The sequence below is a fragment of the Nocardia yunnanensis genome (assembly GCF_003626895.1).
In the GTDB taxonomy this organism is placed as follows: Bacteria; Actinomycetota; Actinomycetes; order Mycobacteriales; family Mycobacteriaceae; genus Nocardia; species Nocardia yunnanensis.
In genome coordinates, this window is sequence record NZ_CP032568.1 from 4,458,661 (window position 1) to 4,481,436 (window position 22,776).

At 68.5% G+C, this 22,776-nt stretch carries 19 protein-coding genes and 1 tRNA gene; 12 read left to right on the forward strand and 8 right to left on the reverse strand.

The window, feature by feature from the left end:
* Positions 1-22: 22 nt before the first annotated feature.
* Positions 23-1,747, forward strand: coding sequence for a hypothetical protein (locus tag D7D52_RS21005; RefSeq protein ID WP_162958451.1), 1,725 nt, complete (start codon positions 23-25; stop codon positions 1,745-1,747).
* Entirely contained in the window at positions 1,744-1,932 is a 189-nt protein-coding gene (locus tag D7D52_RS21010; protein ID WP_120738890.1) for a hypothetical protein, read from the forward strand. Before D7D52_RS21005 ends, D7D52_RS21010 begins: the two co-directional genes overlap by 4 nt.
* A 162-nt stretch (positions 1,933-2,094) precedes the next feature.
* Here D7D52_RS21010 and D7D52_RS21015 read toward each other — a convergent pair whose 3' ends face one another.
* The 4 genes from D7D52_RS21015 to D7D52_RS21030 all read right to left on the reverse strand — a co-directional run bounded on the left by D7D52_RS21015 (position 2,095) and on the right by D7D52_RS21030 (position 4,576).
* Entirely contained in the window at positions 2,095-2,925 is an 831-nt protein-coding gene (locus tag D7D52_RS21015) for a transposase family protein (protein ID WP_425464557.1), read from the reverse strand.
* A gap of 287 nt (positions 2,926-3,212) precedes the next feature.
* Positions 3,213-3,437 carry a helix-turn-helix domain-containing protein gene (locus tag D7D52_RS21020; protein WP_120738892.1) on the reverse strand — a complete coding sequence of 75 codons (225 nt, stop codon included), beginning with the start codon at positions 3,435-3,437 and terminating at the stop codon, positions 3,213-3,215.
* A 276-nt stretch (positions 3,438-3,713) separates the two neighbouring features.
* Positions 3,714-3,790 (reverse strand) — tRNA-Pro (locus tag D7D52_RS21025).
* Positions 3,791-3,901: 111 nt separating this feature from the next.
* Positions 3,902-4,576 (reverse strand): TetR/AcrR family transcriptional regulator, encoded by a 675-nt coding sequence (locus D7D52_RS21030; protein ID WP_120738894.1) that lies wholly within the window; start codon positions 4,574-4,576, stop codon positions 3,902-3,904.
* A 71-nt stretch (positions 4,577-4,647) separates the two neighbouring features.
* Between D7D52_RS21030 and D7D52_RS21035 the strand changes: the two genes are divergently transcribed.
* The 4 genes from D7D52_RS21035 to D7D52_RS21050 all read left to right on the forward strand — a co-directional run bounded on the left by D7D52_RS21035 (position 4,648) and on the right by D7D52_RS21050 (position 10,055).
* Positions 4,648-5,967, forward strand: a complete 1,320-nt coding sequence (locus tag D7D52_RS21035; protein WP_120738896.1) for an alpha/beta fold hydrolase — start codon at positions 4,648-4,650, stop codon at positions 5,965-5,967.
* A 45-nt stretch (positions 5,968-6,012) separates the two neighbouring features.
* Positions 6,013-7,599 carry a GMC oxidoreductase gene (locus D7D52_RS21040; protein ID WP_187703019.1) on the forward strand — a complete coding sequence of 529 codons (1,587 nt, stop codon included), beginning with the start codon at positions 6,013-6,015 and terminating at the stop codon, positions 7,597-7,599.
* Between the two features lie 127 nt (positions 7,600-7,726).
* Positions 7,727-8,431, forward strand: coding sequence for a response regulator transcription factor (locus D7D52_RS21045; RefSeq protein ID WP_187703215.1), 705 nt, complete (start codon positions 7,727-7,729; stop codon positions 8,429-8,431).
* A gap of 37 nt (positions 8,432-8,468) precedes the next feature.
* On the forward strand, positions 8,469-10,055 hold the full coding sequence (locus D7D52_RS21050; protein ID WP_425464688.1) for a sensor histidine kinase: 1,587 nt from the start codon (positions 8,469-8,471) through the stop codon (positions 10,053-10,055).
* Here the strand turns inward: D7D52_RS21050 and D7D52_RS21055 are convergent.
* A complete protein-coding gene (locus D7D52_RS21055; RefSeq protein ID WP_120738900.1) occupies positions 10,052-10,354 on the reverse strand; it encodes a hypothetical protein in 303 nt (100 codons plus the stop codon). The genes D7D52_RS21050 and D7D52_RS21055 overlap by 4 nt on opposite strands.
* 144 nt (positions 10,355-10,498) lie before the next feature.
* On the opposite strand from D7D52_RS21055, the gene D7D52_RS21060 reads away from it, so the two are divergent.
* Positions 10,499-11,566 (forward strand): asparagine synthase-related protein, encoded by a 1,068-nt coding sequence (locus tag D7D52_RS21060; protein WP_162958452.1) that lies wholly within the window; start codon positions 10,499-10,501, stop codon positions 11,564-11,566.
* 26 nt (positions 11,567-11,592) lie between these two features.
* Here the strand turns inward: D7D52_RS21060 and D7D52_RS21065 are convergent, their stop codons facing one another.
* Positions 11,593-12,537 carry a LysR family transcriptional regulator gene (locus D7D52_RS21065; protein WP_246023200.1) on the reverse strand — a complete coding sequence of 315 codons (945 nt, stop codon included), beginning with the start codon at positions 12,535-12,537 and terminating at the stop codon, positions 11,593-11,595.
* Positions 12,538-12,676: 139 nt separating this feature from the next.
* On the opposite strand from D7D52_RS21065, the gene D7D52_RS21070 reads away from it, so the two are divergent.
* The 4 genes from D7D52_RS21070 to D7D52_RS21085 all read left to right on the forward strand — a co-directional run bounded on the left by D7D52_RS21070 (position 12,677) and on the right by D7D52_RS21085 (position 17,490).
* Positions 12,677-14,053 (forward strand): MFS transporter, encoded by a 1,377-nt coding sequence (locus D7D52_RS21070; protein ID WP_120738906.1) that lies wholly within the window; start codon positions 12,677-12,679, stop codon positions 14,051-14,053.
* Positions 14,050-14,814: a 3-hydroxybutyrate dehydrogenase gene (locus D7D52_RS21075; protein WP_120738908.1), complete on the forward strand. Its 765-nt coding sequence runs from the start codon at positions 14,050-14,052 to the stop codon at positions 14,812-14,814. Before D7D52_RS21070 ends, D7D52_RS21075 begins: the two co-directional genes overlap by 4 nt.
* An 8-nt stretch (positions 14,815-14,822) precedes the next feature.
* Entirely contained in the window at positions 14,823-16,826 is a 2,004-nt protein-coding gene (locus tag D7D52_RS21080) for an acetoacetate--CoA ligase (RefSeq protein ID WP_120744322.1), read from the forward strand.
* Between the two features lie 94 nt (positions 16,827-16,920).
* A complete protein-coding gene (locus D7D52_RS21085) occupies positions 16,921-17,490 on the forward strand; it encodes an acyl transferase (RefSeq protein WP_162958453.1) in 570 nt (189 codons plus the stop codon).
* On the opposite strand, the gene D7D52_RS21090 is transcribed toward D7D52_RS21085, so the two are convergent.
* Positions 17,426-18,484 carry a protein kinase domain-containing protein gene (locus D7D52_RS21090; protein WP_120738912.1) on the reverse strand — a complete coding sequence of 353 codons (1,059 nt, stop codon included), beginning with the start codon at positions 18,482-18,484 and terminating at the stop codon, positions 17,426-17,428. The genes D7D52_RS21085 and D7D52_RS21090 overlap by 65 nt on opposite strands.
* Before the next feature lie 67 nt (positions 18,485-18,551).
* A complete protein-coding gene (locus D7D52_RS21095) occupies positions 18,552-19,151 on the reverse strand; it encodes a TetR/AcrR family transcriptional regulator (RefSeq protein WP_120738914.1) in 600 nt (199 codons plus the stop codon).
* Positions 19,152-19,301: 150 nt separating this feature from the next.
* Between D7D52_RS21095 and D7D52_RS21100 the strand changes: the two genes are divergently transcribed.
* Positions 19,302-22,514 (forward strand): alpha/beta fold hydrolase, encoded by a 3,213-nt coding sequence (locus tag D7D52_RS21100; protein ID WP_120738916.1) that lies wholly within the window; start codon positions 19,302-19,304, stop codon positions 22,512-22,514.
* The last annotated feature ends 262 nt before the right edge of the window (positions 22,515-22,776 follow it).

A 22,776-nucleotide genomic window follows, 5' to 3' on the forward strand; every position in this document is an offset into this window, starting at 1 on the left:
GATGGTGGACGGAGGAGTGGACATGCTGGCGATGCTTCTATACACATGCGTGGGCGTGGTGGTGCTCATGGGCGCGAACGAGCTCCTGGGGTTTGGATATCGGTGGTTGCGCCGTCGGGCGACGGGATATCAGCCCGGGGAGCTTTCACGTCGCCGCCGCGACCTGCTCCGGGATGTGCGAGCGAACTACGAAGTGTTCGTGCCCAAACAGGCGGTCGAAGCCGATTGGTCCGGCGCGGCTCGCCATCTCGTCGATCGTCTGACCCGAGAACTGGAGCCGCGATACTTCGCTGGACACCGCGCAGGTGCCGATTTCGGCCACCCGCACCGAACTGACCGGCCCTCTGCCGCAACCGTTTCCGCCGAGCCCGCGGTTCTGAGCCGTGCCGAGGCGGTCGCGTTGCTGACCGCACGAACCTCGTTCGGAGCTGCTGGATCAGCGACTGTCGCAGCGCGTTTGTGCTATCACCCTGCGGCGCTGGCCGCCGCCGTGACGACAATTCAGTTGCGTTCGGACCTCACACATCACCAGCAGTATTTGAAGCTGCTCGATACGCACCTGGCCACCGTCCGACCACAGCGTCTGACGCAGGCCTTGGCGGCGCGATTCGATGGCGAACGCTACGCGAAAGCCGCACTGGTTCTTGCCAGCCGAGCGGTGGCCGCCACCAGCGCCTCGGGTTTCACCTCCTCGCTACTGGATCTATACGCGGTGCTCTGGCCGCGGACGGTCAGCAGCGAACTATTCGACCGGTTCGGGCGCATCCAACCGAAGTTGATCGCGGCCGCCGAGAGTTGCACCGAGGCAGCGTTGCTGTCTTGTCCGAACGGTGGGACACAGCTGATTATCGAGCCATTGTTGGCCAGGGCCCTGCGGGAATCCGAACTCGTCGACGGACAACGTGTCCTGAGCGCGTTGTGGGTCGCTCGCGTACTGCGCTGGGTCCTCGCCGACATCGAGTCGCCTCGGGACCATCCCGACCTGATCGACGAGATCGTCGGCCATCTCGAGACCGTGTGGAAAGCGGTGACGGACTTCAGCACGGTCGCTGATGTGGTGGCCGTGGTCCTGGAGGCGCGATTGCTCGCCGCGACGCACTTGGCCGCCGTGACCGCCGAGGTCGCCGTGGTGCGAGTCGAGCAAGTGTTCGGCGATTGTGAGCGATATCTGGTGCGTGAGAATCTCGACGAGCCCGGAAGCGTGCCGACATTGTGGGGGGACTATCGCTGGAACGACCGGCGAATCGCGGTCGCCCGCTTGTACCTGTGCCGGGTGTATCTCTTCGCCGAGAGGTTCGAGGACGCCATCGCGGCCGCCGAAGCCGCACTCGGATACGGTGCCGCCCGATGGGTGCCCGCCTTCGTCCAGCAGGCCGAACTCTGTCTCGGCTATTCGTATCTGGCAGCCGGGCGATTCGACGAGGGAATCGCGCTTTTCGAGTCCCGGGCAGCACCTCTCATACCGCCGACAGTCTCGGGTTCGCAAAACCGACCAACCTATCGCCCCTTGCCAGACGATCTGACGGAACTGATTCCAGACCGCTTGTTCCCCGACCAGACCTACGCCTATCACCTCGGATGCGCGTACCTCACCGCCGGGCGACACCACGACGCCATGGCACTCTACGAGGCACTGACCAGGCAAGCACAGCAATCGGCGTTCCCCATCAGCTGGTATCCGCCCTTCGACCGCGGCTTGCTCGCCGCCCGCAGGGCGTTGGGATTGGCGGATCCTTCCGAACCATGACCTCGATGCCAGTTGCCGCTGAGTACAAAACCTTTGGCCTCGATTTCCACCCGCGGTCAGCTGATGAGGTGCGGGCGTTGTTCCACGGGTTCGGGCGCATTATTCACGACGAACTGCTCGCCGACCCCGTCGAGGGCAAACGCGAAGGGCCCCGCTTGCTCGCCTTGATCGTCGAGTACGGCTGAAGCGCACCAGGCAACCGTTCGGCTAGATTCTGACAATGACAGAACCCTTGAACTCCGCGATTACTGCCCTGTGGGACATCAGCCCCGGTGACAAAGCGCAGCGCTCAGTCACACGATTCCGGGAATCGGATATGGCATGTAGTGAGGTGATCTCAGCGACTTTCATTGGTGTCGGCCGTGTTCGAAATGGGTGAGTACGAGTGCGGCTTTGACGATGTCGCCGATTTTCTCGGGGCTGGTGGTGAAGTGGCGCAGGGCGCGCCAGCGTCCGGTGAGTAGGGCGAAACCGCGTTCGGCCAGGCAACGCAGCCCGCGTAGCAATCTGTTGCGGGTGCGAGTGTCGATATCGAGGTCGCGGCCGTCGGCGGAATTCTTGACCGGGGTATGCACCCCGATCCCGGCGCCGTCGTAGCCGGCGTCGGCGAGGGTGGGCAGGTTCAGATGTGCCGCGGCCCAGCACAATGCGCCGAGCACCTGGGTGCGGGCGGCGGTGATGTCGTGAGTGGAGCCGGGTTCGGCGTCGGAGATCCACAGCGGGAAGCCGTCGGGTCCGGTGAGTGCTTGCAGGTTGGCTCCGGGGGCGTGGGCTTTGCCCGAATACCAGGCGTCGATCGATTCGCCTTTCACGCTGGTGGTCTGTTCGGCGCAGCGGTCGGAGCGAAACAGTTTGCCGTCCAAGTTCAGGTGGGTCAGACCTTGCTCGTGCGCGTGGTGCAGGACTTCGTGCAGGTCGGGGGCTTGGGCGGCGAGCACGTCGATCGCCTCGCCGTGATAGCGGTAGGCGGTGGCGCGGCTGATACCGAACCCGGCACCGAGCACCGCGATGTCCTCGCGTTTACGGAACCAGGCCAGCACGAACATCGCCTGCCGAAACGGTGTCAGCGCCCGGGCACCGCGGCGGGTGCCCCGGGCTCGCCGTTGGGCGGCCAGCAACCGCGAAACATGGCAGACCAGCTCCCGAGACACGTCGAGCATGGCACGATAGGCGATCACGTGGAGTCCTTCAGGCATCGGAATTCTGTGGGAGAAAACCGGTCTACCTGGGACTCCACGCCCATGACCGGGCAAGTCCCGAAACTCCCGAATGCCCGAATCCCTCAAGCACACACCGAAGTTGATGAGATCACCTCAGTGTGTGGATCGGTCCATCGGACGCGGGCGCGGAATGGCTTGCCCGACTTGGCGCGGTGGAGTACCTCGATATCAGTGGAGAGTTTGATTCCGATGGGTGTCGATACCGAATCAGCCATGACGCGCCACCTCCGTTGAGAGGCAGGCGATCACGCTGTGGGAACGATATGGCGTGCGGCGAGGTATGCCTCGAGATCGCTCTCGGGATACTTTGCGACGCGTTCGGAGATCTGAATGAAGCCCGGCCCCTCGACGGGCACACTGCGCCGCCACCGACGGACTGTCGAGGCGTCCACCCCGAGAATCCGGGCGACTTCGCCGGTCGTGTACATGTGCTGGCTCAGCAGCGAACGTTCGTGGGCGGCATCGTCCATGGCGAACCCCCTTCCGGTAACTCCCTCGGGCGGGAGACATCAGAAGGATAGGACCCGCTGGAAGCAGCGAGCGATCGCCCGGCAAACCCCATGTGGGATGTGAAAAAGCTGGCCTGAAGAGGCCATTCTCAGTGACTCGGATCTCGCCGCCGAAGCGTGCGATGAACCTGTTGAATACACCTGTGCCCGACAGTCCCGTAGGTCCTGTGGATGGTGCTGTGGTCCACAATTGGTCCACAAAAGAGAACCAGGAGGGGCGGAAAACCGCCCCCCACCTGGTCGGGCTGACAGGATTTGAACCTGCGACCACTTGACCCCCAGTCAAGTGCGCTACCAAGCTGCGCCACAGCCCGTTGCATTTCGCTCTCGCTCGTGCTCGACGAGATTACCCCAGGTACCCCCTGAAACTCCAAATCGGCTGGTTGTCGGCGTGTGGGTGGACCGGAGGGCGGGGGAGCTAGGGGTCAAGGTTGGTCTGGCGCAGGGGAATCCGGGGTGCGGCGGAAGGGGGCGGCTACGTCGGGGCTGAGGGGGGAGACGGGGGTGGGGGTGCGGTGGTGGAGGGCGGCGGTGGCTTCGGGTTCGTTGTTGGTGGTGAGGCGGTGGATGGTGCGTTCGAGGATGGGGAGGACTTCGGGGACGGTGAGGGTGCCGTCGGCGCATTGGGCGAGGAGGGCGTAGGTCATGTTGGAGAGGATGACGGCGATGTCGGCGAGGTAGGTGGGGGTGGCGCCGGAGAGGACGGCGGCGGCGATGGGGAAGACGGCGTCGAGGCCGTGGTTGTCGAGGCGGGCGGCGGCGGGGCCGGTGCGGGCGCGGTGGTAGGCCTCGAGCATGAGCGGGTGCTGTTCCCAGGGGGAGAAGACGTGGCGGATGACGCGGACCAGGCCGTCGTGGACGGATTCGCCGGGCGGCGGGGGTGACATGGGGGCGTAGGTGTTGTCTTCCATCCAGCGTTCGAGGGCGGAGATCAGCAGCTCGTCGCGGGTGGGGAAGAGTTTGTAGATGGTGGTGAGGGAGACGCGGGCGCGGCGGGCGACCTCGCGCAGCTGGACGGCGTCGTAGCCGTCGGATTCCAGCAGGCCGCGCACCTCGTGCACGATGCGCGCCCGGATCACCTCTTCCGTTTCCCTGGCCATGCCGCTACGGTAACCCCGTTACTCGAGTAACCGGGTTACTCATCGTGTGGGGCGAAGTAGGAAAGAGCTCGATGCCTCGTCAGCGGAATTCGGCGGCCAGGTCGCGGCCGATCAGCCTCGTCAAGATCGCGGTGGCGGTGACTGTGGTCGCCGCCGGAATGGCGGCCCCGCGTGCCGCCGCCGAACCGGTGGATGATTTCTATTACCCGCCAAGCCAATTCGATGCGACGCCGGGCGCGGTCATCAAGACGGAGGGCATGTCGATCTATGCGGTGGCGCCCGGTTCGGATGGCAGCTGGCCGCTGCCGGCGCAGCGGGTCATGTACACCTCGCGCACCCAGGACGACGCGCCCGTGGCCGTGAGCGGGACGTTCATCGAGGCGTCGCAGCCGTGGCGGGGGAGCGGACCGCGTCCGACGGTGGTGATCGCGCCGGGCACGGTCGGTCAGGGCGATCAGTGCGCGCTGTCGCTGGCCTTCCCGACGGGGATCTACGCGAACCTCACGCCGCCGACGTTCTCCGCCAATCAGGAGGCGCAGTCCGCGTTCGCGTGGAACGCGCTGGGCGCGCGGGTGTTCGTCACCGACTACATCGGGATGGGGACCCCGGGAATTCACACCTACGCCAACCGGATCGAGGAAGCGCATGCCGTGCTGGACGCGGCCCGCGCGGCGAATCGGTTGTCGGACAGTGGATCCGGCACGCCGCTCGCGTTCTGGGGTTACTCGCAAGGCGGTGGCGCGAGCGCCGCGGCGGCGGAGATGCAGCCGGGATACGCGCCGGAGTTGAATGTGAAGGGCACGTGGGCGGGTGCGCCGACCGCGGATCTGGCGGCGATCCTCGACCGCATCGAGGGCAGTTTGATCGGCGGCGCGGTCGGCTTCGCGCTCAACGGCTTCCTTGACCGTTACCCGGCGCTACGACCGGAGCTCGACGCGCGCATGACTCCGGCCGGCAAGAGCCTGCTGCAGGAATTGTCGAACGATTGCATCGGTGATGTGATCGCCCGGCATCCGTTCTTGCGAACCAACGAATACACCGTCGACCACCGGCCCTTGGTCGACCACATGCGCGAAATTCCGGCGGTGCAGGACATTCTGCGCCAGCAGCGCATCGGCTCACTCACACCCGCCAGCCCGGTGCTCATCACCAGCGGCCGCAATGACGACACCGTCCCCTACGGTCAGGCGCGGCAATTGGCGACCGACTGGTGCCGATCCGGTGCCACGGTCACCTTCCGGACCGATGAGCTGCCCCCGATTCTTCCCGGCGCCACGATCCCCAATCATTTCGGCCCGGAACTCCTCGACGGATTCGGCACCGACAGCGCCCTCGGTTATCTGGTGGACCGGCTGAACGACAAGCCGTTGTCCGGCTGCGCGATCGATTGAATTCACCGGAATTCCCGGTGCCCCTTTTCTTTTTCAAGGTGTGAAATGTCAGATATCTCGCGTCGCTCCCTGCTGTCCGGAGCCGTCGCGGCCGCCGTGCTCGCGACCGCGCCCGCCGCCCGCGCCGGAATCGCCGCCCGTATCAACAGGGTTGAGCTGACCCGCGAGGAACACCGCGTCGTGGTCATCGGCTCCGGTTTCGGCGGCGGCGTGACGGCGCTGCGGCTGGCCCAGGCGGGTGTGCCGGTGCTGCTGCTCGAGCGCGGCCTGCGCTGGCCCACGGGCCCGAACGCCCAAACCTTCCCGCGCGCCACCGCACCGGACAAACGCATTCTGTGGCATCGCTCCAGCCCCGAACTGTTCGGCAGGCCAGTGGCTTTCGAGCCGTATGCCGGATTGGTCGAAGCGGTGCCGGGGGAGAACATGACCGCCCTGTGTGCGGCCGGTCTCGGCGGGGGATCGCTTGTCTATCAGGGCATGTCACTACAGCCGACGGAAGAGGTGTTCGCGACCCACTTCCCGGACGGCTTCGACTGGCACGCCCTCGATACCGTCTACTACCCGAGGGTCGCGCGCATGCTGGGTCTGGCGGTCGCGCCGGACGAGCTGATCGCCTCCAAGAATTACACGGCGGCAAGGGTTTTCGCGCAGCACGCCCGCGACGCCGGACTGCCGGTCTCGAAGATCCCCATGCCCATCGACTGGAATTACGCACTCGCCGAACTCCGCGGCGAGATGACCCCCTCCTACACCAACGGCGACGGCTCGCTGGGCGTGAACAACGGCGGCAAGCACACCGTCGACGTCACCTACCTCGCGGCCGCCGAGGCCACCGGCCGCGTCACCATCGAAACCCTGCACGAGGTCACCGATATCGAGCGCGCCCCCGACGGCCGCTGGATCGTGCACGTGAACCGCACCGATGCGGCGGGCACGGTCCTGGAGAACAAGATCCTCACCACCGGCGCGCTGGTGCTGGCCGCGGGCAGCCTCAACACCACCCGCCTGCTGGTGCGCGCGGCCGGAAAGGGCCAGATCCCTGATCTGCCAGCCGAACTCGGCCGCGGCTGGGGCACCAACGCCGACCGCATCTACGTCTGGACCGCTCCCACCGAGGACTTCGGCCCCGCGCAAGGCGGTCCCGTCGTCTACGGCAGCCTCAACTGGGACGATCCGGCCACCGCCCACACCCTCATCCAAGCCTCCATCCCACCCCTGTCCATGGACGCCCACAGCACCATGATGGTCGGCTACGGCGCGAGCGCCGACCGCGGCGAATTCCGTTACGACACAGCCGCCGACGCCGCGACCCTGCACTGGCCCGCCGACGGCGACGCCGGCATCCAGAACGAGCACATCGGCCCCGCCGCGCATCGCATCGCGGGCCCGTCGAGCACCCTGCTCGACACCAATGCCGCGTTTCCCTCCACCTGGCATCCGCTCGGCGGCGCGAGCATGGGCACGGTCTGTGATCTCGACGGCCGCGTGCTGGGTCAGTCCGGGCTCTATGTGCTCGACGGCGCGCTCATGCCCGGCACCACCGCGGCCTGCAATCCGTCGATGACGATCGCCGCCCTCGCCGAGCGCGCCCTCGACCGCCTGATCGCCACCGACGTGGGCGCCGTCCTCTGAGGCACAGACCGCGCACAGCCTTCACAGCGGACACATAGGTTCGGCCCAGCCATGCCCCAGTCGGCTGCCCGACGCTGTAACGATGTCAGTGGTGACCTCGGGCAATGCCCCGATCGAGCGAGCCGCCATGCGTCGTGCCGACGGCAGCCCGCTGCGGGTGCTGGTGGTGGACGACGAGCCGGCCCTGGCCGAGTTGGTGAGTTTGGCGCTGCGGTACGAGGGTTGGACGGTCGAGACGGCCGCGGATGGCCGCACGGCGGTCCACAAGGCGCGAATGTTGCGCCCGGATGTGGCCGTGCTCGATCTGATGCTGCCGGACATGACGGGTCTGGAGGTGCTGGATCGGGTGCGGCAGCTGCTGCCGGATCTGCCGGTGCTGCTGCTCACGGCCAAGGACACCGTCGAGGACCGCATCGCCGGACTCACCGCCGGCGGCGACGATTACGTCACCAAGCCGTTCAGCGTCGAGGAGGTGGTGCTGCGGCTGCGGTCGCTGCTGCGGCGCACGGGTGTCGCCACCGAGGACGCGTGCACGCGGCTGGTGGTCGGCGATCTCACCCTCGACGAGGACAGTCACGAGGTGACCCGCGATGGCGTCGACATCGCCCTCACCTCAACGGAATTCGAGCTGCTGCGATTGTTCATGCGCAATCCGCGCCGCGTGCTGAGCAAGGCGCAGATCCTCGACCGGGTGTGGAGCTACGACTTCGGCGGCCGCTCCAACATCGTCGAACTGTATGTCTCCTACCTGCGCAAGAAGATCGACAACGGTCGCGCACCGATGATCCACACACTGCGAGGGGCCGGCTATGTCCTCAAACCCGCCCGTTGAAGCCCCGACGGCCGCCGCGCCGACCCCGCCCGACGACATGAACCCGCCCCACGACATGACCCCGCCCGCGACGACAACTCCGCCCGCGACGCCTCCGCCCGAACCCCGCGCATCCGGTCGCCGCCGCTGGTCGCTGCGCGCCCGGCTGCTGCTGGGCCAGGCGGTGCTGCTGGTGGTCGCCGTCGCGGGCATCGGCATCGCGACCGAGGTTGCGCTGCAACAGTTCCTGGTCCACCAGCTGGATGTGAGCCTGAACGAAACCGCCAAACGCGCCCTCGGCGATTCGGGTGGCGGCCCGGCGCTGGGCCCGCGTCCGCTCGACCAGCACGGACCGCCCCCGCCGGTGAGCGAACAGGACTACGGTCCCGGCCCGGACTTCCTGAATCGCCGCAATATCCAACCGGATACGATCGGCGCCCTGGTCGACACCGACAAGTCCGTCAGTGCCGCCCGCGTCCACGCCGACGGCTCCCAGTCGCTGCTGTCGGGCGCCGCCCGCGCGCAACTCGCGGGCGTGCCCACGGGAAAGCCGGTCACGCTGAGCATTTCGGGTGAGGGCCACTATCGCGTGGAGTCGGCGACGACCTGGACGGGCCAGACGGTGATCACCGCCCTGCCGCTCGCCCCGGTCGACGCCACCCTGATGCGCGTTCTCCTGGTGCTGGTGATCGTCACCGCCACGGTGCTGGCGATCGTGATCTCCGCGGGTATCTGGCTGGTCCGCCACGCGCTCGCCCCCCTGGATCGCGTCGCCGCCACCGCCACCCGGGTCGCGGATCTGCGCCTGGATCGCGGCGAAGTGACCATGCCCGTGCGGGTTTCGCCCGCCGACGCCGACCCGCGCACCGAGGTCGGGCAGCTCGGCGCGTCCGTCAACCGCATGCTCGACCACATCGCCAGCGCACTGGAGGCCCGGCACGCCAGCGAGACCCGCGTCCGCCGCTTCCTGGCCGACGCCAGCCACGAGTTGCGCACCCCGCTGACCGCCATTCGCGGTTACGCCGAACTGGCGCAACGAGAACGCGACAACGTGCCCGAGGTGGTCGCCTATGCGCTGGGCCGCGTAGATTCGGAATCCCGGCGCATGTCGACCCTGGTCGAGGACATGCTGCTGCTGGCTCGCCTGGACGCCGGGCGCGGCCTCGAACAGACCCCGGTGGATCTCACCCAGCTGACCGTCGACGCGGTCAGCGACGCGCATGTGGCGGGTCCGGATCTGAAGTGGCAGTTGGAATTGCCGCCCGAGCCCATCGTGATCACCGGCGATTCGGCGCGCCTGCATCAGGTGCTGGCCAACCTGCTGGCCAACGCCCGCACCCACACCGGCCCCGGCACCACCGTCACCACCGCGTTGAGCGGCGACGGCCGCGGCGGGGCGCGGTGGCGGGTCACCGACAACGGCCCGGGCATTCCGGCCGATCTGCAACCGGAGGTCTTCGAACGCTTCGCGCGCGGCGACTCGTCGCGTTCGCGTCGCGCCGGCAGCACCGGGCTCGGGCTGGCCATCGTGGCGGCGGTGGTGAAGGCGCACGGCGGCGACATCACCGTCGAAAGCGCGCCCGGCCGTACCGAATTCACAGTCCACCTGCCCGCCGCCCCACCCGAGCCGGATCCGCCGGTCTAGCCGAAGGAACCGGTCGACGGCAGCGGCGAGGGCTGCTGCGGCTGATCCGGGCCGCGATCCCCGTCACCCGGGCGATCGCGGTGATCCTGGTCGCCGCGATGATCCTGGGCGCCACGGTGATCGGGATCGCCGCCATTGTGATTCCAGTCGGGGTCGGCGATCTGGCTGACCACCGGGACACCGGTGTCGGTCGACGCCGAGGCCGGAATGGCGAGCGCGGCCAGCGGCACGGCGGTCAGCGCACCGGCGATGGCCAGTCGCGCGGTCAATCTGCGAATACGAACGGACGAGGAAGTCAAGGCGCGGAACCTTTCTCGGAGGGTAAGCGGGCCGTCCGGCCCGCCGCGGTTTCCATGGAACCGGCCGCGCCTCGGTGGGCGATGGGTCTCGCCTATGCGCCCGCTGTGAGAATCGAGCGCTCGCGGGGCCACTAGGCTGGCGCCGTGGGACGGACGGGTGACGTGGGACGGGCTCAGGACGTCGTATGGGGCCGAGCCCGGAGGCGATCAGACCGGCAAGTCCTGGCCACCGAGCCGGGCGCGGCCATGCATTTCGTCGCCGAACTGCGCGATATCGCCGCACCGTCCCCGGAGTCGCGGCGGATCACCGATCCGGAACATGCGGCGGAGTCGATCGGGGCCGCAACGCGGGAACGTCTCCGCGCGGTGTTCGAGGCCATGCCCGGGGAGCCGATGCTGTTGCTGTCCGGCGGCGTCGACTCGATCCTGCTGGCCGCCACGGCCGTCGAGCTGGGGTGGAAGCCACGCGCGATCACCGTGGCCACGCCGGAAGGCACCGATCACGTGAGCGCGGCCACGGTCGCCGCCGGGCTCGGCTTGGCGCACGAGATCGTCCGACTCGACGGTCCGGCCGTGGTGGGCCTCGCCAAGGAGGCGATGACCCGGCTCGAACTCGCCGAGCTGTGGGAGGTCTCCTACGCCATCCCGATGCTGGCGATCGTGCCCCTGCTGGAGGGCACTGCGGGCCCGATCCTCAGCGGCAGCGGCGCGGACGCGATCTTCGCGGGCGGCAAAACCCTTGCGCACCCGACCGATTCGCCCGCGGCGACCGTCGAACTCGACCGCATGATCCGCAAGGAATCCGCCCACAATTTCACGCGAGACCGCCTCGTCCCCGACTTCTACCCCCGCATACTGGGCGCGCACGCCGACCGCATCGTGCACGCCTTCCAAACCGTCCGCTTCTGGGAACTGGCCGAAACCCTCGCGCCCCCAGCCCTGTTCGGCACCCGTGCGGGCCATCCGGTCGACAAGCTGGCGGTTCGAATGGCGTGCGAACACGTGTTGCCGCAATCGATCCGGCATCTCGCCTGGGCCGAGAAGTCGGCGATTCAGCGCTCGGCGGGCATCATGGGCGCGCTCGCCGACGCGGCGCGCGCCGACGCCGCCTCCCTGCGCGGCGCCCGCACCTACAGCGATCCCCTCACCGAGCCTTTCGAATCCGTCGCCACCCGCCTCTACCTGGCCCGCCTCGCCGACAGCCGCCCCTGACCGATCAGGCACGCGGGCAACGACTCTCACGGCTGGATGTACTCGATGGATTGCCCACCGTCGCCGCCCGAGGTGCCCATGAGCATGTCGCCGTGCTCGCGGACCTGGGTGCGCAGGGCTTCGACAATGGCCGCGACTTCGGGCCGCCGCAGCGTCTCCGGCCGGGTGACGAGCCAATAGGTCAGCCGGACAGCGATTTCCGGGAGCACCCGGACCAGATCCGCGTGACGGTCGGCCATGAAGCAGGGCAGCAACCCCAGCCCGGCGGCGGCGCGGGTCGCCTCGACGTGAACGAAAACATTGGTGGAGGACAGGGATTCACGCATGGCGGGAGCGAAGGTGGGAGCCAGATCGAGATCGTCGACCTGGAGCATGGAATCGATGAAGTACACCAGCGAGTGCGCGGCCAGATCGTCGACCGTGCGCGGCACGGGATGCTCGCTCAGGTACCCGTGCGAGGCGTAGAGTCCCAGCGTGTAGTCGCCCAGCGCGAACGCGCGAGCGCGCCGCAATTGTGGTTTGCCCACCACCACTTCGATATCGAAGCCGGAGCGTTGTAGCGAGGCCAGCCGGGTGGCGGTGACGATCTCGACCGAGAGTTTCGGGTGCCGGCGCTGGACGGCGGCGACGGCGGGTGCGGCCACATAGGCGCTGAATCCGTCGGTTGCCGACATGCGGACCACGCCTTCAAGCGCCGGGGTGTCGGACGTCAGTGAGCGCACCGCGGATTCGATGGCCTCGGCCGCGCCCAGCGCCTCGCGACCGAGATCGGTCAGCTCCCATCCGCCCGCGCCCCGAATCAGCACCCGCCCGCCCAGCGCCTGTTCGAGCGCGGCGATACGCCGCGAGATGGTGGTGTGGTTGATGCCCAACTCTTCTGCGGCCGAGACGTAGCGTCCGGTTCGCCCGACCGCGAGCAACACCAGCAGATCGTCGGCGCTCGGTCGCCCTGTGGCGGAGGTCACGCTCATTTCTGCATTCTTGCAGATTGTGGTTGCGGAACTGGGCATTGCGATCGCATTCGCTGTGCACGAATACTCCTTGGCATCGAAGTATGTGGGACGCATCACAGATGAGGGGTGCGGCGGCCCGAGCGTGAAGGAGTGCGCGATGAGCGAGACAACCGGCGGGCTGGCCGGACTGCGGCGCGTGGTCGCCGCGTCCATGGCCGGCACCGTGGTCGAGTGGTACGAATTCTTCCTCTACGGCACCGCGGCCACGCTGGTGTTCAGCAAGGTCTTCTTCGCCCAGGGCGGCAATGACCTCGACGGCATCCTGGCCGCGTTCATCACCTACGCCGTCGGTTTCGCGGCGCGCCCGCTGGGCGGCATCGTCTTCGGGCACTACGGCGACAAGCACGGCCGCAAGAAGCTGCTGCAGTTGAGCCTGGTGCTGGTGGGCGCGGCGACCTTCCTGATGGGTTGCCTGCCGACCTTCGGTCAGGTCGGCTACCTGGCCCCCGTCCTGCTGGTGGTGCTGCGCTTCGTGCAGGGCTTCGCCATCGGCGGTGAATGGGGCGGCGCGGTACTGCTTGTCGCCGAACACAGTCCGAGCCGCAGCCGCGCGTTCTGGGCGTCGTGGCCGCAGGCGGCGGTCCCGCTGGGCAATATGCTCGCCACGGTGGTGCTGCTGGCGCTGACCTCGACGCTGTCGGACGCGGCGTTCCTGTCGTGGGGTTGGCGGGTGGCCTTCTGGTTGTCGGCGGTGGTGGTGCTGATCGGCTACTACGTGCGCACCAAGATCACCGACGCGCCGATCTTCCTGGCCGCGCAGCGGCTGGCCGAACAGGAGAAGGCGGCCTCGATCAGCGCGCTCGAGGTGCTGAAGCGTTATCCGCGTGGCGTTTTCACCGCCATGGGTCTGCGCTTCGGCGAGAACATCATGTACTACCTGGTCGTCACGTTCTCCATCACCTACCTGAAGGTGCACGTCGGAGCCAACACCAAGGTGATCCTGTGGTGGCTGCTGGTCGCGCACGCGGTGCACTTCCTGGTCATTCCGCAGGTCGGCCGGCTCTCGGATCGCTTCGGCCGCAGGCCCGTCTACCTGGTGGGCGCGCTCGCGGCGGGCACCTGGGGGTTCTTCGCCTTCCCCATGATGGACAGCAAGAACAACGCGATCATCCTGTCCGCCATCGTGATCGGCCTGGTCTTCCACGGCATGATGTACTCCGCGCAGCCGGCCATCATGGCCGAGATGTTCCCCACCCGCATGCGGTATTCCGGTGTGTCCCTGGGCTATCAGGTGACCTCGCTGGTGGCGGGTTCGCTCGCGCCGATCATCGCGGTGCGGCTGCTCGAGGACTACAAGTCCTCGGTGCCGATCGCGTGGTATCTGGCGGGCGCGGCCGCGGTGACGGCGATCGCGGTGGTGTTCGCCCGCGAGACCAAGGGCGTGGACCTCGCGGCGGTCGACCGCGCCGACGCGGAAAGCGTTGCGGCCCAGCAGACCTCGAAGGCAGTGGCGACGGAGGTGACGGCGGCATGACACAGCGACCCCTGGACGGCGAACTGAGCGGGCGGACGGCGCTGGTGACGGGCGGCGCGAGCGGGATCGGGGCGGCGTGCGCCCGCGAACTCGCCGCCCGCGGCGCGGAGGTGACCGTCGCCGATATCGACGGCGAGGGCGCGGAGAAGGTGGCCGCCGAATTCGGCGGCCACACCTGGCAGGTGGACCTGTCCGACGTGACGGCGCTCGAGGAGCTGACCCTCGCCACCGACATCCTGGTCAACAATGCCGGCGTGCAGACCGTCAGCCCGATCACCGAATTCCCCCCGGAGCGCTTCCGCACCATGCTGGCGCTCATGGTGGAGGCGCCGTTCCTGCTCACCCGCGCCGCCCTGCCGCACATGTACGCGCAGGGGTTCGGCCGGATCGTCAATCTGTCCTCGGTGCACGGGCTTCGGGCCTCGGCGTTCAAGGCGGCGTACGTGACCGCCAAGCACGCGCTCGAAGGACTGTCGAAGGTGACGGCCCTCGAAGGCGGCCCGTACGGGGTGACCAGCAACTGCGTCAATCCCGGCTATGTGCGAACTCCGCTGGTGGACAAGCAGATCGCCGATCAGGCCGCCGCCCACGGGATTCCGGAGCAGGAGGTGGTGGAGCGAATCATGCTGACCGACAATGCGATCAAGCGACTGGTGGAACCCGAGGAAGTGGCCTCGCTGGTGGGCTGGCTGGCCTCCGACGCCGCCCGCATGGTGACCGGGGCCTCCTACACCATGGATGGCGGATGGAGCGCGCGGTGACCGGCACGATGGCGGGTGAACTGGGGGAGACCGGCGTCGCGACCAAGGGAGACACCGGACCGCAGTGGGTGCCGAGCGCGGCGGATATCGAGTCGGCGCGCATCACCGACTTCGCTCGATTCGTGGAGCGGCGCTGCGGGATTCGCGCCGACGACTACACCGCGCTCTGGCAGTGGTCGGTCGACGATATCGCCGGATTCTGGTCGATGGTGTGGCAGTACTTCGACCTCGGCCCCGCACCGGCCGAGGTGCTGTCCACCACCGAGATGCCGGGTGCCCGCTGGTTTCCCGGCACCCGGGTCAACTACGTGGACCAGATCGTCCGGCAGGCGCGCACCGACCGCCCCGCCATCCTGGCACTGAGCGAAGACGCTCCGCAGCGCGAGCTGTCGTGGGCCGAAATGCTGTCCCGCACCGCGAGTCTCGCCCGCACCCTGCGCGAACTCGGCGTCGGCCCCGGTGACCGGGTCGTGGGTTACCTGCCCAATATCCCCGAGGTCGTCCTCGCCTTCCTGGCGGCGGCGAGCATCGGGGCCGTCTGGAGCGCGTGCGGGCAGGACTACACGGCCGCGGCGGCGCTCGACCGCCTCGGTCAGCTGGAACCGGCCGTGCTCGTCGCCGCCGACGGTTACCGGTACGGCGGCAAGACGCACGACAAACTCGGCGAGATCGCCACGCTCCGAGCGGGTTTGCCGACGCTGCGCGCGACGATGCTGGTCTCCCGGCTCGGCGCCAGCCTGCCCGATGCTCTCGACTGGAACCAGGTCACCGCGGACCGGGGCGAACGGCTCGCCCCCGAACCCGTCGATTTCGCGCACCCGCTGTGGGTGCTCTACTCCTCCGGCACCACCGGCAAAACCAAGGGCATCGTCCACGGCCACGGCGGAGTGCTGCTCGAACACCTGAAAGCGATTGCCCTGCAATCGGATATCGGACCCGCCGACACCTTCTTCTGGTACACCAGCCCCAGCTGGATGATGTGGAACTACCAGGTCTCCGGCCTGCTCGCCGGCGCGACCATCGTCTGCTACGACGGCAGCCCGGCCCATCCCGCCCCGGACACGCTGTGGGACTTGGCCGCTCGATCCGGCACGACGGTGCTGGGCACCAGTCCCGGTTACGTCCTGGCCTGCGAGAAGGCCGGCGCGCACCCCGCCCTCGACCACGACCTCACCGCCCTGCGCCACATCGGCATCACCGGTTCGGCCTTCCCCGCGAGTTCGTCGATCTGGTTGCGCGACAGGGTCGGTGACCTCCCGGTCTCCTCGATCAGCGGCGGCACCGACGTGGTGTCGGCGTTCATGGGCGGCGTGCGCACGGTCCCCGTCCGTCCCGGCGAGCTGTCGGTCCCGTATCTGGGTGTGGCGCTGGAGGCTTGGGACGATGCGGGCCGCCCGGTCCGCGACGGCGTCGGCGAGCTGGTCGTCACCAAACCCATGCCGTCCATGCCGGTGTCGTTCTGGAACGACCCCGACGGCAGCCGGTACCGCGCCGCCTACTTCGACACCTATCCCGGTGTGTGGCGGCACGGCGACTGGATCACCCGCACCGCACACGGCGGCATAGTGATTCACGGCCGCTCCGATTCCACCTTGAATCGCAATGGCATTCGCATGGGCAGCGCCGACATCTATCGGACGGTCGAGGCCCTCCCGGAGATCGTCGAAGCCCTGGTCCTGGGCGTCGAGCAACCCGACGCCGGGTACTGGATGCCGCTGTTCGTGGTTCTCGCGCCCGGCGCGTCGCTGACCGGCGAGCTCACCGACCGCATCGCCGCCGCGATCCGCGCCGAACTCTCACCCCGCCACGTCCCCGACGAGATCATCGCCGCCCCCGGCATACCGCACACCCGCACCGGCAAGAAGCTCGAGGTCCCGCTCAAACGCCTGTTCCAGGGCGCGGCCCCGGAGCGCGTGATCGATCCGACCGCCGTCGACGATCCGGACCTGCTGGCCTGGTATCTGCGACACCGGCCCGGGACACGCGGGCCGGTTCCCTCTCGAAGCAACTGATTCCGGCGGTTAACGACCGGACGTGGTGGTACGACATCAAGACTGCGATCGATTCCCGATCGCGGTCGGGGTATCGCTGTCCAAGGGGGATCCCATGCGTACCACCACATCCGAGCGGTCCCGGCGCGCCGCCGCCGTACTCCTCGGCCTCGCCGCCGGCGTCGCCGCCCTGAGCGGTTGCTCGACGACGACCACGCCGGGCCCGGTCACCGGGCAGCCGTTGACGGTCGTGACGCCCAGCGCGACCACGGTCGTCCTCGCGCCCCCGACGACCCGAAGCGGCGGCGGGCAATCCACGACCGACGAGATCCCGCCGCCGGTCACCCCCACCCAAGCGCCGCCCACGTCGAAACCGCCGGTGACGCAATCCAATCCGCCCGCCGGCACCACCTTCACCGGCGAGGGCCTCACCGCCGCCCAGGCCGCCGCCGAACAGCAGGCCGTCGACGCCGGCCATCAACCCTGGCGGCTGGACACCGTGCAGGTGGCGAAGACGTTCGTAGCGGGCCGATTCGGATGGACCACCGTCCAAACCAGCACCGGCGCACCCATGGTCGTCTTCGTCACCAACCAGGACGGCAGCAAGGTCACCCTCCACCTCATCCAGCCCGCCACCAAGGGCGACGCCGGAATCTGGGAAGTCGACAGCGGCGTCTGGGACTGATCAGCTCGCCGGCGTCGACGAACTGAGCACGCCGACGCCGAGCATGATCGTGGAATCCGCGGCGACCGAAGCGCCCGCCGCGGGATTCTGCTCGACGACCTTTGTCCACCTTCTGCGCCTCCTGCACGACGAACCCGGCCTTCTCCAGCTGTGCCTTCGCCGTCGCGATCGGACTGCCCACCACATCGGGCACTTCGACCCAGTTCGCTTGCGGCTGAGTCGTCTTCTGCACGACGGTCGTCACCTCCGTGGCGGACGGCGGCAGGTCCTGGGTGGTGGTGACGACCGTCGTCGGCTGCGCCACCGTCGTGGTGGGTATCGCGACGTCGGTGGTGACCGGCGTGACCGTCGGATGCCCGTCGCCCACTCGCACCACGAAGTACGCGACGACCGCCAGCAACGTCACCAGCGCCGACGCCGACAACGATCCGCGCGGCGGTACCGCGCCGCCCAGAATCCGCTGGCGGCGCGCCGATTCCGATCCCCACATCCCGGGAATCCGTCGGCGCAGGCCAGGAGACCTCCGGAACCCTGAGCACTGTGGGAGGTGGTGTGGTCGTCCGGCGCGCGGTGGTGGGGCCGATGGGTCGCGGTGCCGCGCTGGGGTGAGTGGTCGGACCCTGGGCCAGGCGGCGGTTTCGGCGAGGATGCGCACCGCCCGGGCCGGCGGCAGCGGCCCCTCGCGCAGCGCGCGGGCGACATCGCTGCCGTCGACGAAGGTCATGGCGATCCAAAGCCGGTCGTCGTCCTCGCCGCGGGCGTAGACGGTGACGATGTTCGGATGTGACAGCCGCGCAACGGTATCGGCCTCCCGCCGGAACCGGACTCGATGGTCGGCTTCGCCGCCGCCGGGCACGCTGAGCAGCTTCAGCGCCACGAACCGCGGCAGATCGCGATCGCGGGCCTGATAGACCGCCCCCATGCCGCCGGCCCCGAGCTTGCACAGGATCTGGTATCCGGCGAAGTATTCCCCCGGCCTGAGTGTCGCGCTCACCGCCGCCTCCCCTCGTCGCAGTGAATATCGCGGCGCACGCGATTCGCGAAACGAGAGGTCGTGCGGGTCAGGAGAGGTAGGTGAGCAATTCGTCGATGTAGGCGCGGAACAGGGCGGCCATGTCGACGTTGTCCGGGTCCACGAGCCATTGCAGTTGCAGGCCGTCCATCATGGCGAACACCTGGCGGGCCACCGAGGCCGGATCGATGCCGGAGCGAATGCTGCCGTCGGCCATGCCTGCACGTAGGGATTCGGTCAGATAGCGCTCGAGCGTGCGGTAGCGCCGCAGCGCCCACTCGTGGGCGGGATGGTCGGCGGTGACGGCCTCGCCGGTGAGCACGGTGAAGGCCCGGACCAGCCCGGGGACGTGCATATTGTGGTCGACCAGGGTGGCCAGCCGCAGCAGCGCCTCCTTGCCGTGCAGGGGCTGGTCGAAGGCGAATCGGTCGTAGTCGAGCCGGTCGCGATAGTCCAGGACCGCCGAGAGCAGGGCGGCCTTGGTGGGGAAGTAGTGCATCAGTCCCGGCTGGGACAGGCCGCAGCGTTCGGCGATCTCGGCCACGGAGGTGTTGTGATAGCCGTTGTCGGCGAAGGCTTTCAGGGCCTCGTCGATGATCTGCTCGCGGCGGTCTTCGCCCCGGCGGCGGCGTCGGGGGTGGGGCGTCATGCCATGGGACACTAGTGAAACGGCCCGACCAGGCAAAATCCATCTGAGATAACAGATAAATAACGGTACCTACTAACCACTCGGTAGACTGGGATTCCACTGGCACACTCGTGCCAGCCGTACAGGGCAGTACGAAGGAAGGGATCGCCGATGAGTCAGGCCCCGATCACACCGGTCACGCTGCGAGGCGCGGCCGGGGAGCTCGCCGGTTGGCAGGCCGAACCGCCCGCCGAGGTGGCAGCGCGCGGCACCGTGCTGCTGGTGCCGGGCTTCACCGGTTCCAAGGAGGACTTCGAGGGGATGCTGCCGCTGCTGGCGGCCGCGGGATATCGCGCCGTCGCCTACGATCAGCGCGGGCAATGGCAGTCCGAAGGCCCCGAGGACGTATCGGGCTACACCATGGCCGATTTCGTCGGCGACCTACAGGGCGTTGTCGACCAGATCTCCCCGGACGCGCCGATCCATCTGGTCGGACATTCCTTCGGCGGCTACGTCTCCCGCGTCGCCGTGGTCGAGCGGCCCGGCCGTTTCCGCAGTTTCACCCTGCTCGCCTCCGGGCCGTCCTCGGTGGAGGACATCGATTTCCCGCCGCCGCAGCTGGTCGCGCAACTGGTGGAATCCGGTGGGCAGGAACTGATCTGGCAGCAGATGAGCGCCGCGTTGTTCGAATCCGGCCACACCCCGCCGCCGGAGCGCATGGAGTTCCTGCACCGGCGAATCCTGCAGACCAAGCGGGACAATATCCTCGGCATCCTGCACTGCATGACCGAGCCGCCGCTCAAAGATCCGGCGGCGCTGCGGGATTCGGGCGTGCCGCTGCTGGTGGCCTACGGCGACACCAACGATCTGTGGGCGCCCGCCGTGCACGAGAAGTTCGCGCGCGCCCTGGGGGCCGAGACCGTCGTCTTCCCCGGCTCCGGCCACGTACCCAACGAGGACGTCCCCGACAAGGTGTGCGCCGCACTCGAGACCTTCTGGAAGGGAACAGGCATGACCGATATCGACACCCTGCTCGCCAAGCTCGACCTCCCGGCCAAGATCCGCCTGATCTCCGGCGCGAACTTCTTCCGCTTCGCGGGCGAGGACAGCATCGGTCTGGCCGAGATGCCGGTCTCCGACGGCCCGTCGGGCGTGCGCGGCGAGCAGTGGGACGAGCGCGACCCCTCGGTGAGCCTGCCCTCGGGCACCGCCCTGGCCGCCACCTGGGATCGCGAACTGCTCGGGGAGATCGGCGCGCTCATCGCCGCCGAGGCGCGCCGCAAGGACGTGTACGCCGTCCTCGGCCCCACCATCAATCTGCACCGATCCCCTTTGGGCGGAAGGCATTTCGAATGCTTCTCCGAGGACCCCATGCTCACCGCCGAGATCGCCGACGCCTATGTGCGCGCGGTGCAGGCGCACGGGGTGAGCGCGTGCCCGAAACACTACGTGGCCAACGATTCCGAGACCGAGCGCTTCACCACCGACGTGCTCGCCGACGAACGCACGCTGCGTGAGCTGTACCTGTATCCGTTCGAGCGCTCCGTCGCGGCGGGCGCGTGGATGATCATGGCCGCCTACAACTCGGTCAACGGCGTCACCATGACCGAGAACGACCTGCTCGACGAACCGCTCAAGGGCGAATGGGGTTTCGACGGCGTCGTCGTCTCCGACTGGACCGCCGTGCGCTCCACCGCCGGCGCGGCCAAGGGCACCGACCTGGCCATGCCCGGCCCGTGGGAGCTGTGGGGCGCGCCGCTCGAACAGGCGGTCCGCACCGGCGAGGTGCCCGAGTCGGCCATCGACGAAAAGGTCCGGCGCATCCTGCGTTTCGCGGTCCGCGTGGGCGCGCTGCAGGGTTCCCCGCAGCCGGTGCCGCCGGTCACCGACGACGCCGCGCAGCGGCTGGTGCGCGAGGCCGCGGCCAAGGCCATGGTGCTCGCCCGCAATGACGGCATCCTGCCGCTGGGCCGGCCCGCGCGGGTAGCGCTGCTCGGATCCGCCGCCGCCGAACCGCGTTTCATGGGCGGCGGCAGCGCCACCGTGATCCCGGCGCACACCACCTCCCCGCTCGAGGGTCTGTCGGAGGTGCTGCCGGTGGTCCACACACCCGGTGTGCACCTGAGCGACGCCATGATTCCGGTGCCGGTCGAGCTGGTCACCGACCCCGCGACCGGCACCGCGGGCCTGTCGCTGCGCTACTTCGACGGCGACACCGTCCTGGACACCGAACACCGCGCCGCGGGCAGCCTCATGCTGTTCGGCAACCCGAACGCCGCCCGCGCCACCGCCATCGAACTGCACGGCAGCCTGCGCGCCGATACCGCGGGGGAGTGGCGCATCGGTTTCGCGGGCGTCGGCGACATGACCCTGTCCCTCGACGGCGAGCAGGTGCTGACGGACACCGTGCTGCCCGAGGGCACCGACCCGGTCGAGCTGCTGCTGAATCCGCCGCAGCGCTTCGTCACCCGCGACCTCGCCGAAGGTCAGCAGGTGGAGGTGCTGGTGCGTATGGTGCCCGCCGGCGGCTTCCCCGCCCTGGGCCTCACCTGCGCCGTGGGCCGCCCCCGCCGCGCCGCCGACGAGGAGTTCGCCGCCGCGGTCGAATTGGCGCGCACCTCCGAGGTGGCGGTCGTGGTGGTCGGCACCACCGAGCAGATCGAATCCGAGGGCTACGACCGCACCACCCTCGCCCTGCCGGGCCGCCAGGACGAACTGGTCGCGGCGGTGGCCGCGGTCAACCCGCGCACCATCGTCGTGGTGAATTCCGGTTCGCCCGTGGAGATGCCGTGGCGCGACGACGTCGCGGCGGTCCTGCTGACCTGGTTCCCCGGCCAGGAATTCGGCGCCGCCCTGGCCGATGTGCTCACCGGTGCGCGCGAACCCGGCGGCCGGCTGCCCACCACCTGGCCCAAGGCCATGGCCGACGTCCCGGTGCTGAATACCAAGCCCGGCGCCGACCACACGCTGCCGTACACCGAGGGCATCCACATCGGCTACCGGGCCTGGCTGAAATCCGGTGTCGCCCCGGCCTATCCGTTCGGCCACGGGCTCGGCTACACCACCTGGGCGCTGGACGACCTCACGGTGTCGGGTCGCACCGCCACCGTCACCGTCCGCAATACCGGTGCGCGGCGCGGCCGGCAGGTGCTGCAGGCCTATCTGTCGCGCGAGCACAGCGCGGTGGACCGGCCGGTGCGCTGGCTGTCGGGGTTCGCGGTGGTCGAGGCGGACGCGGGGGAATCCGTCACCGCCACCATCGAATTGCCCAAGCGGTCCTTCCAGCACTGGACCGACGCGGGCTGGGCCGTGGAACCGGGTGTGTTCACCCTGCACGTCGGCACGTCGGTGACCGACCTGCCGCTCACCGCCGAGATCGGCTGATTCGACTCGACGGCAACGGATTCCGGTCACGACGGCCGGAATCCGTTGCCCGGTACTGCCGATACGCGCGCGACTCTGACATTCAGTGCCGCAGTTCGGTGAGGGCTTTTGATTCCGCTGCCCGCATGTCAAGATCAGGTATTATCTTGCGGCATCGAAAGGGGCTGCACAGCAATCGTTTTCTGCGCTATCGATCGGCATCCAGGCGGTAGGGGGTATTCGGGGGCAGGTGAACACCAAGACTTCAGCGAAGTTGTCGAGG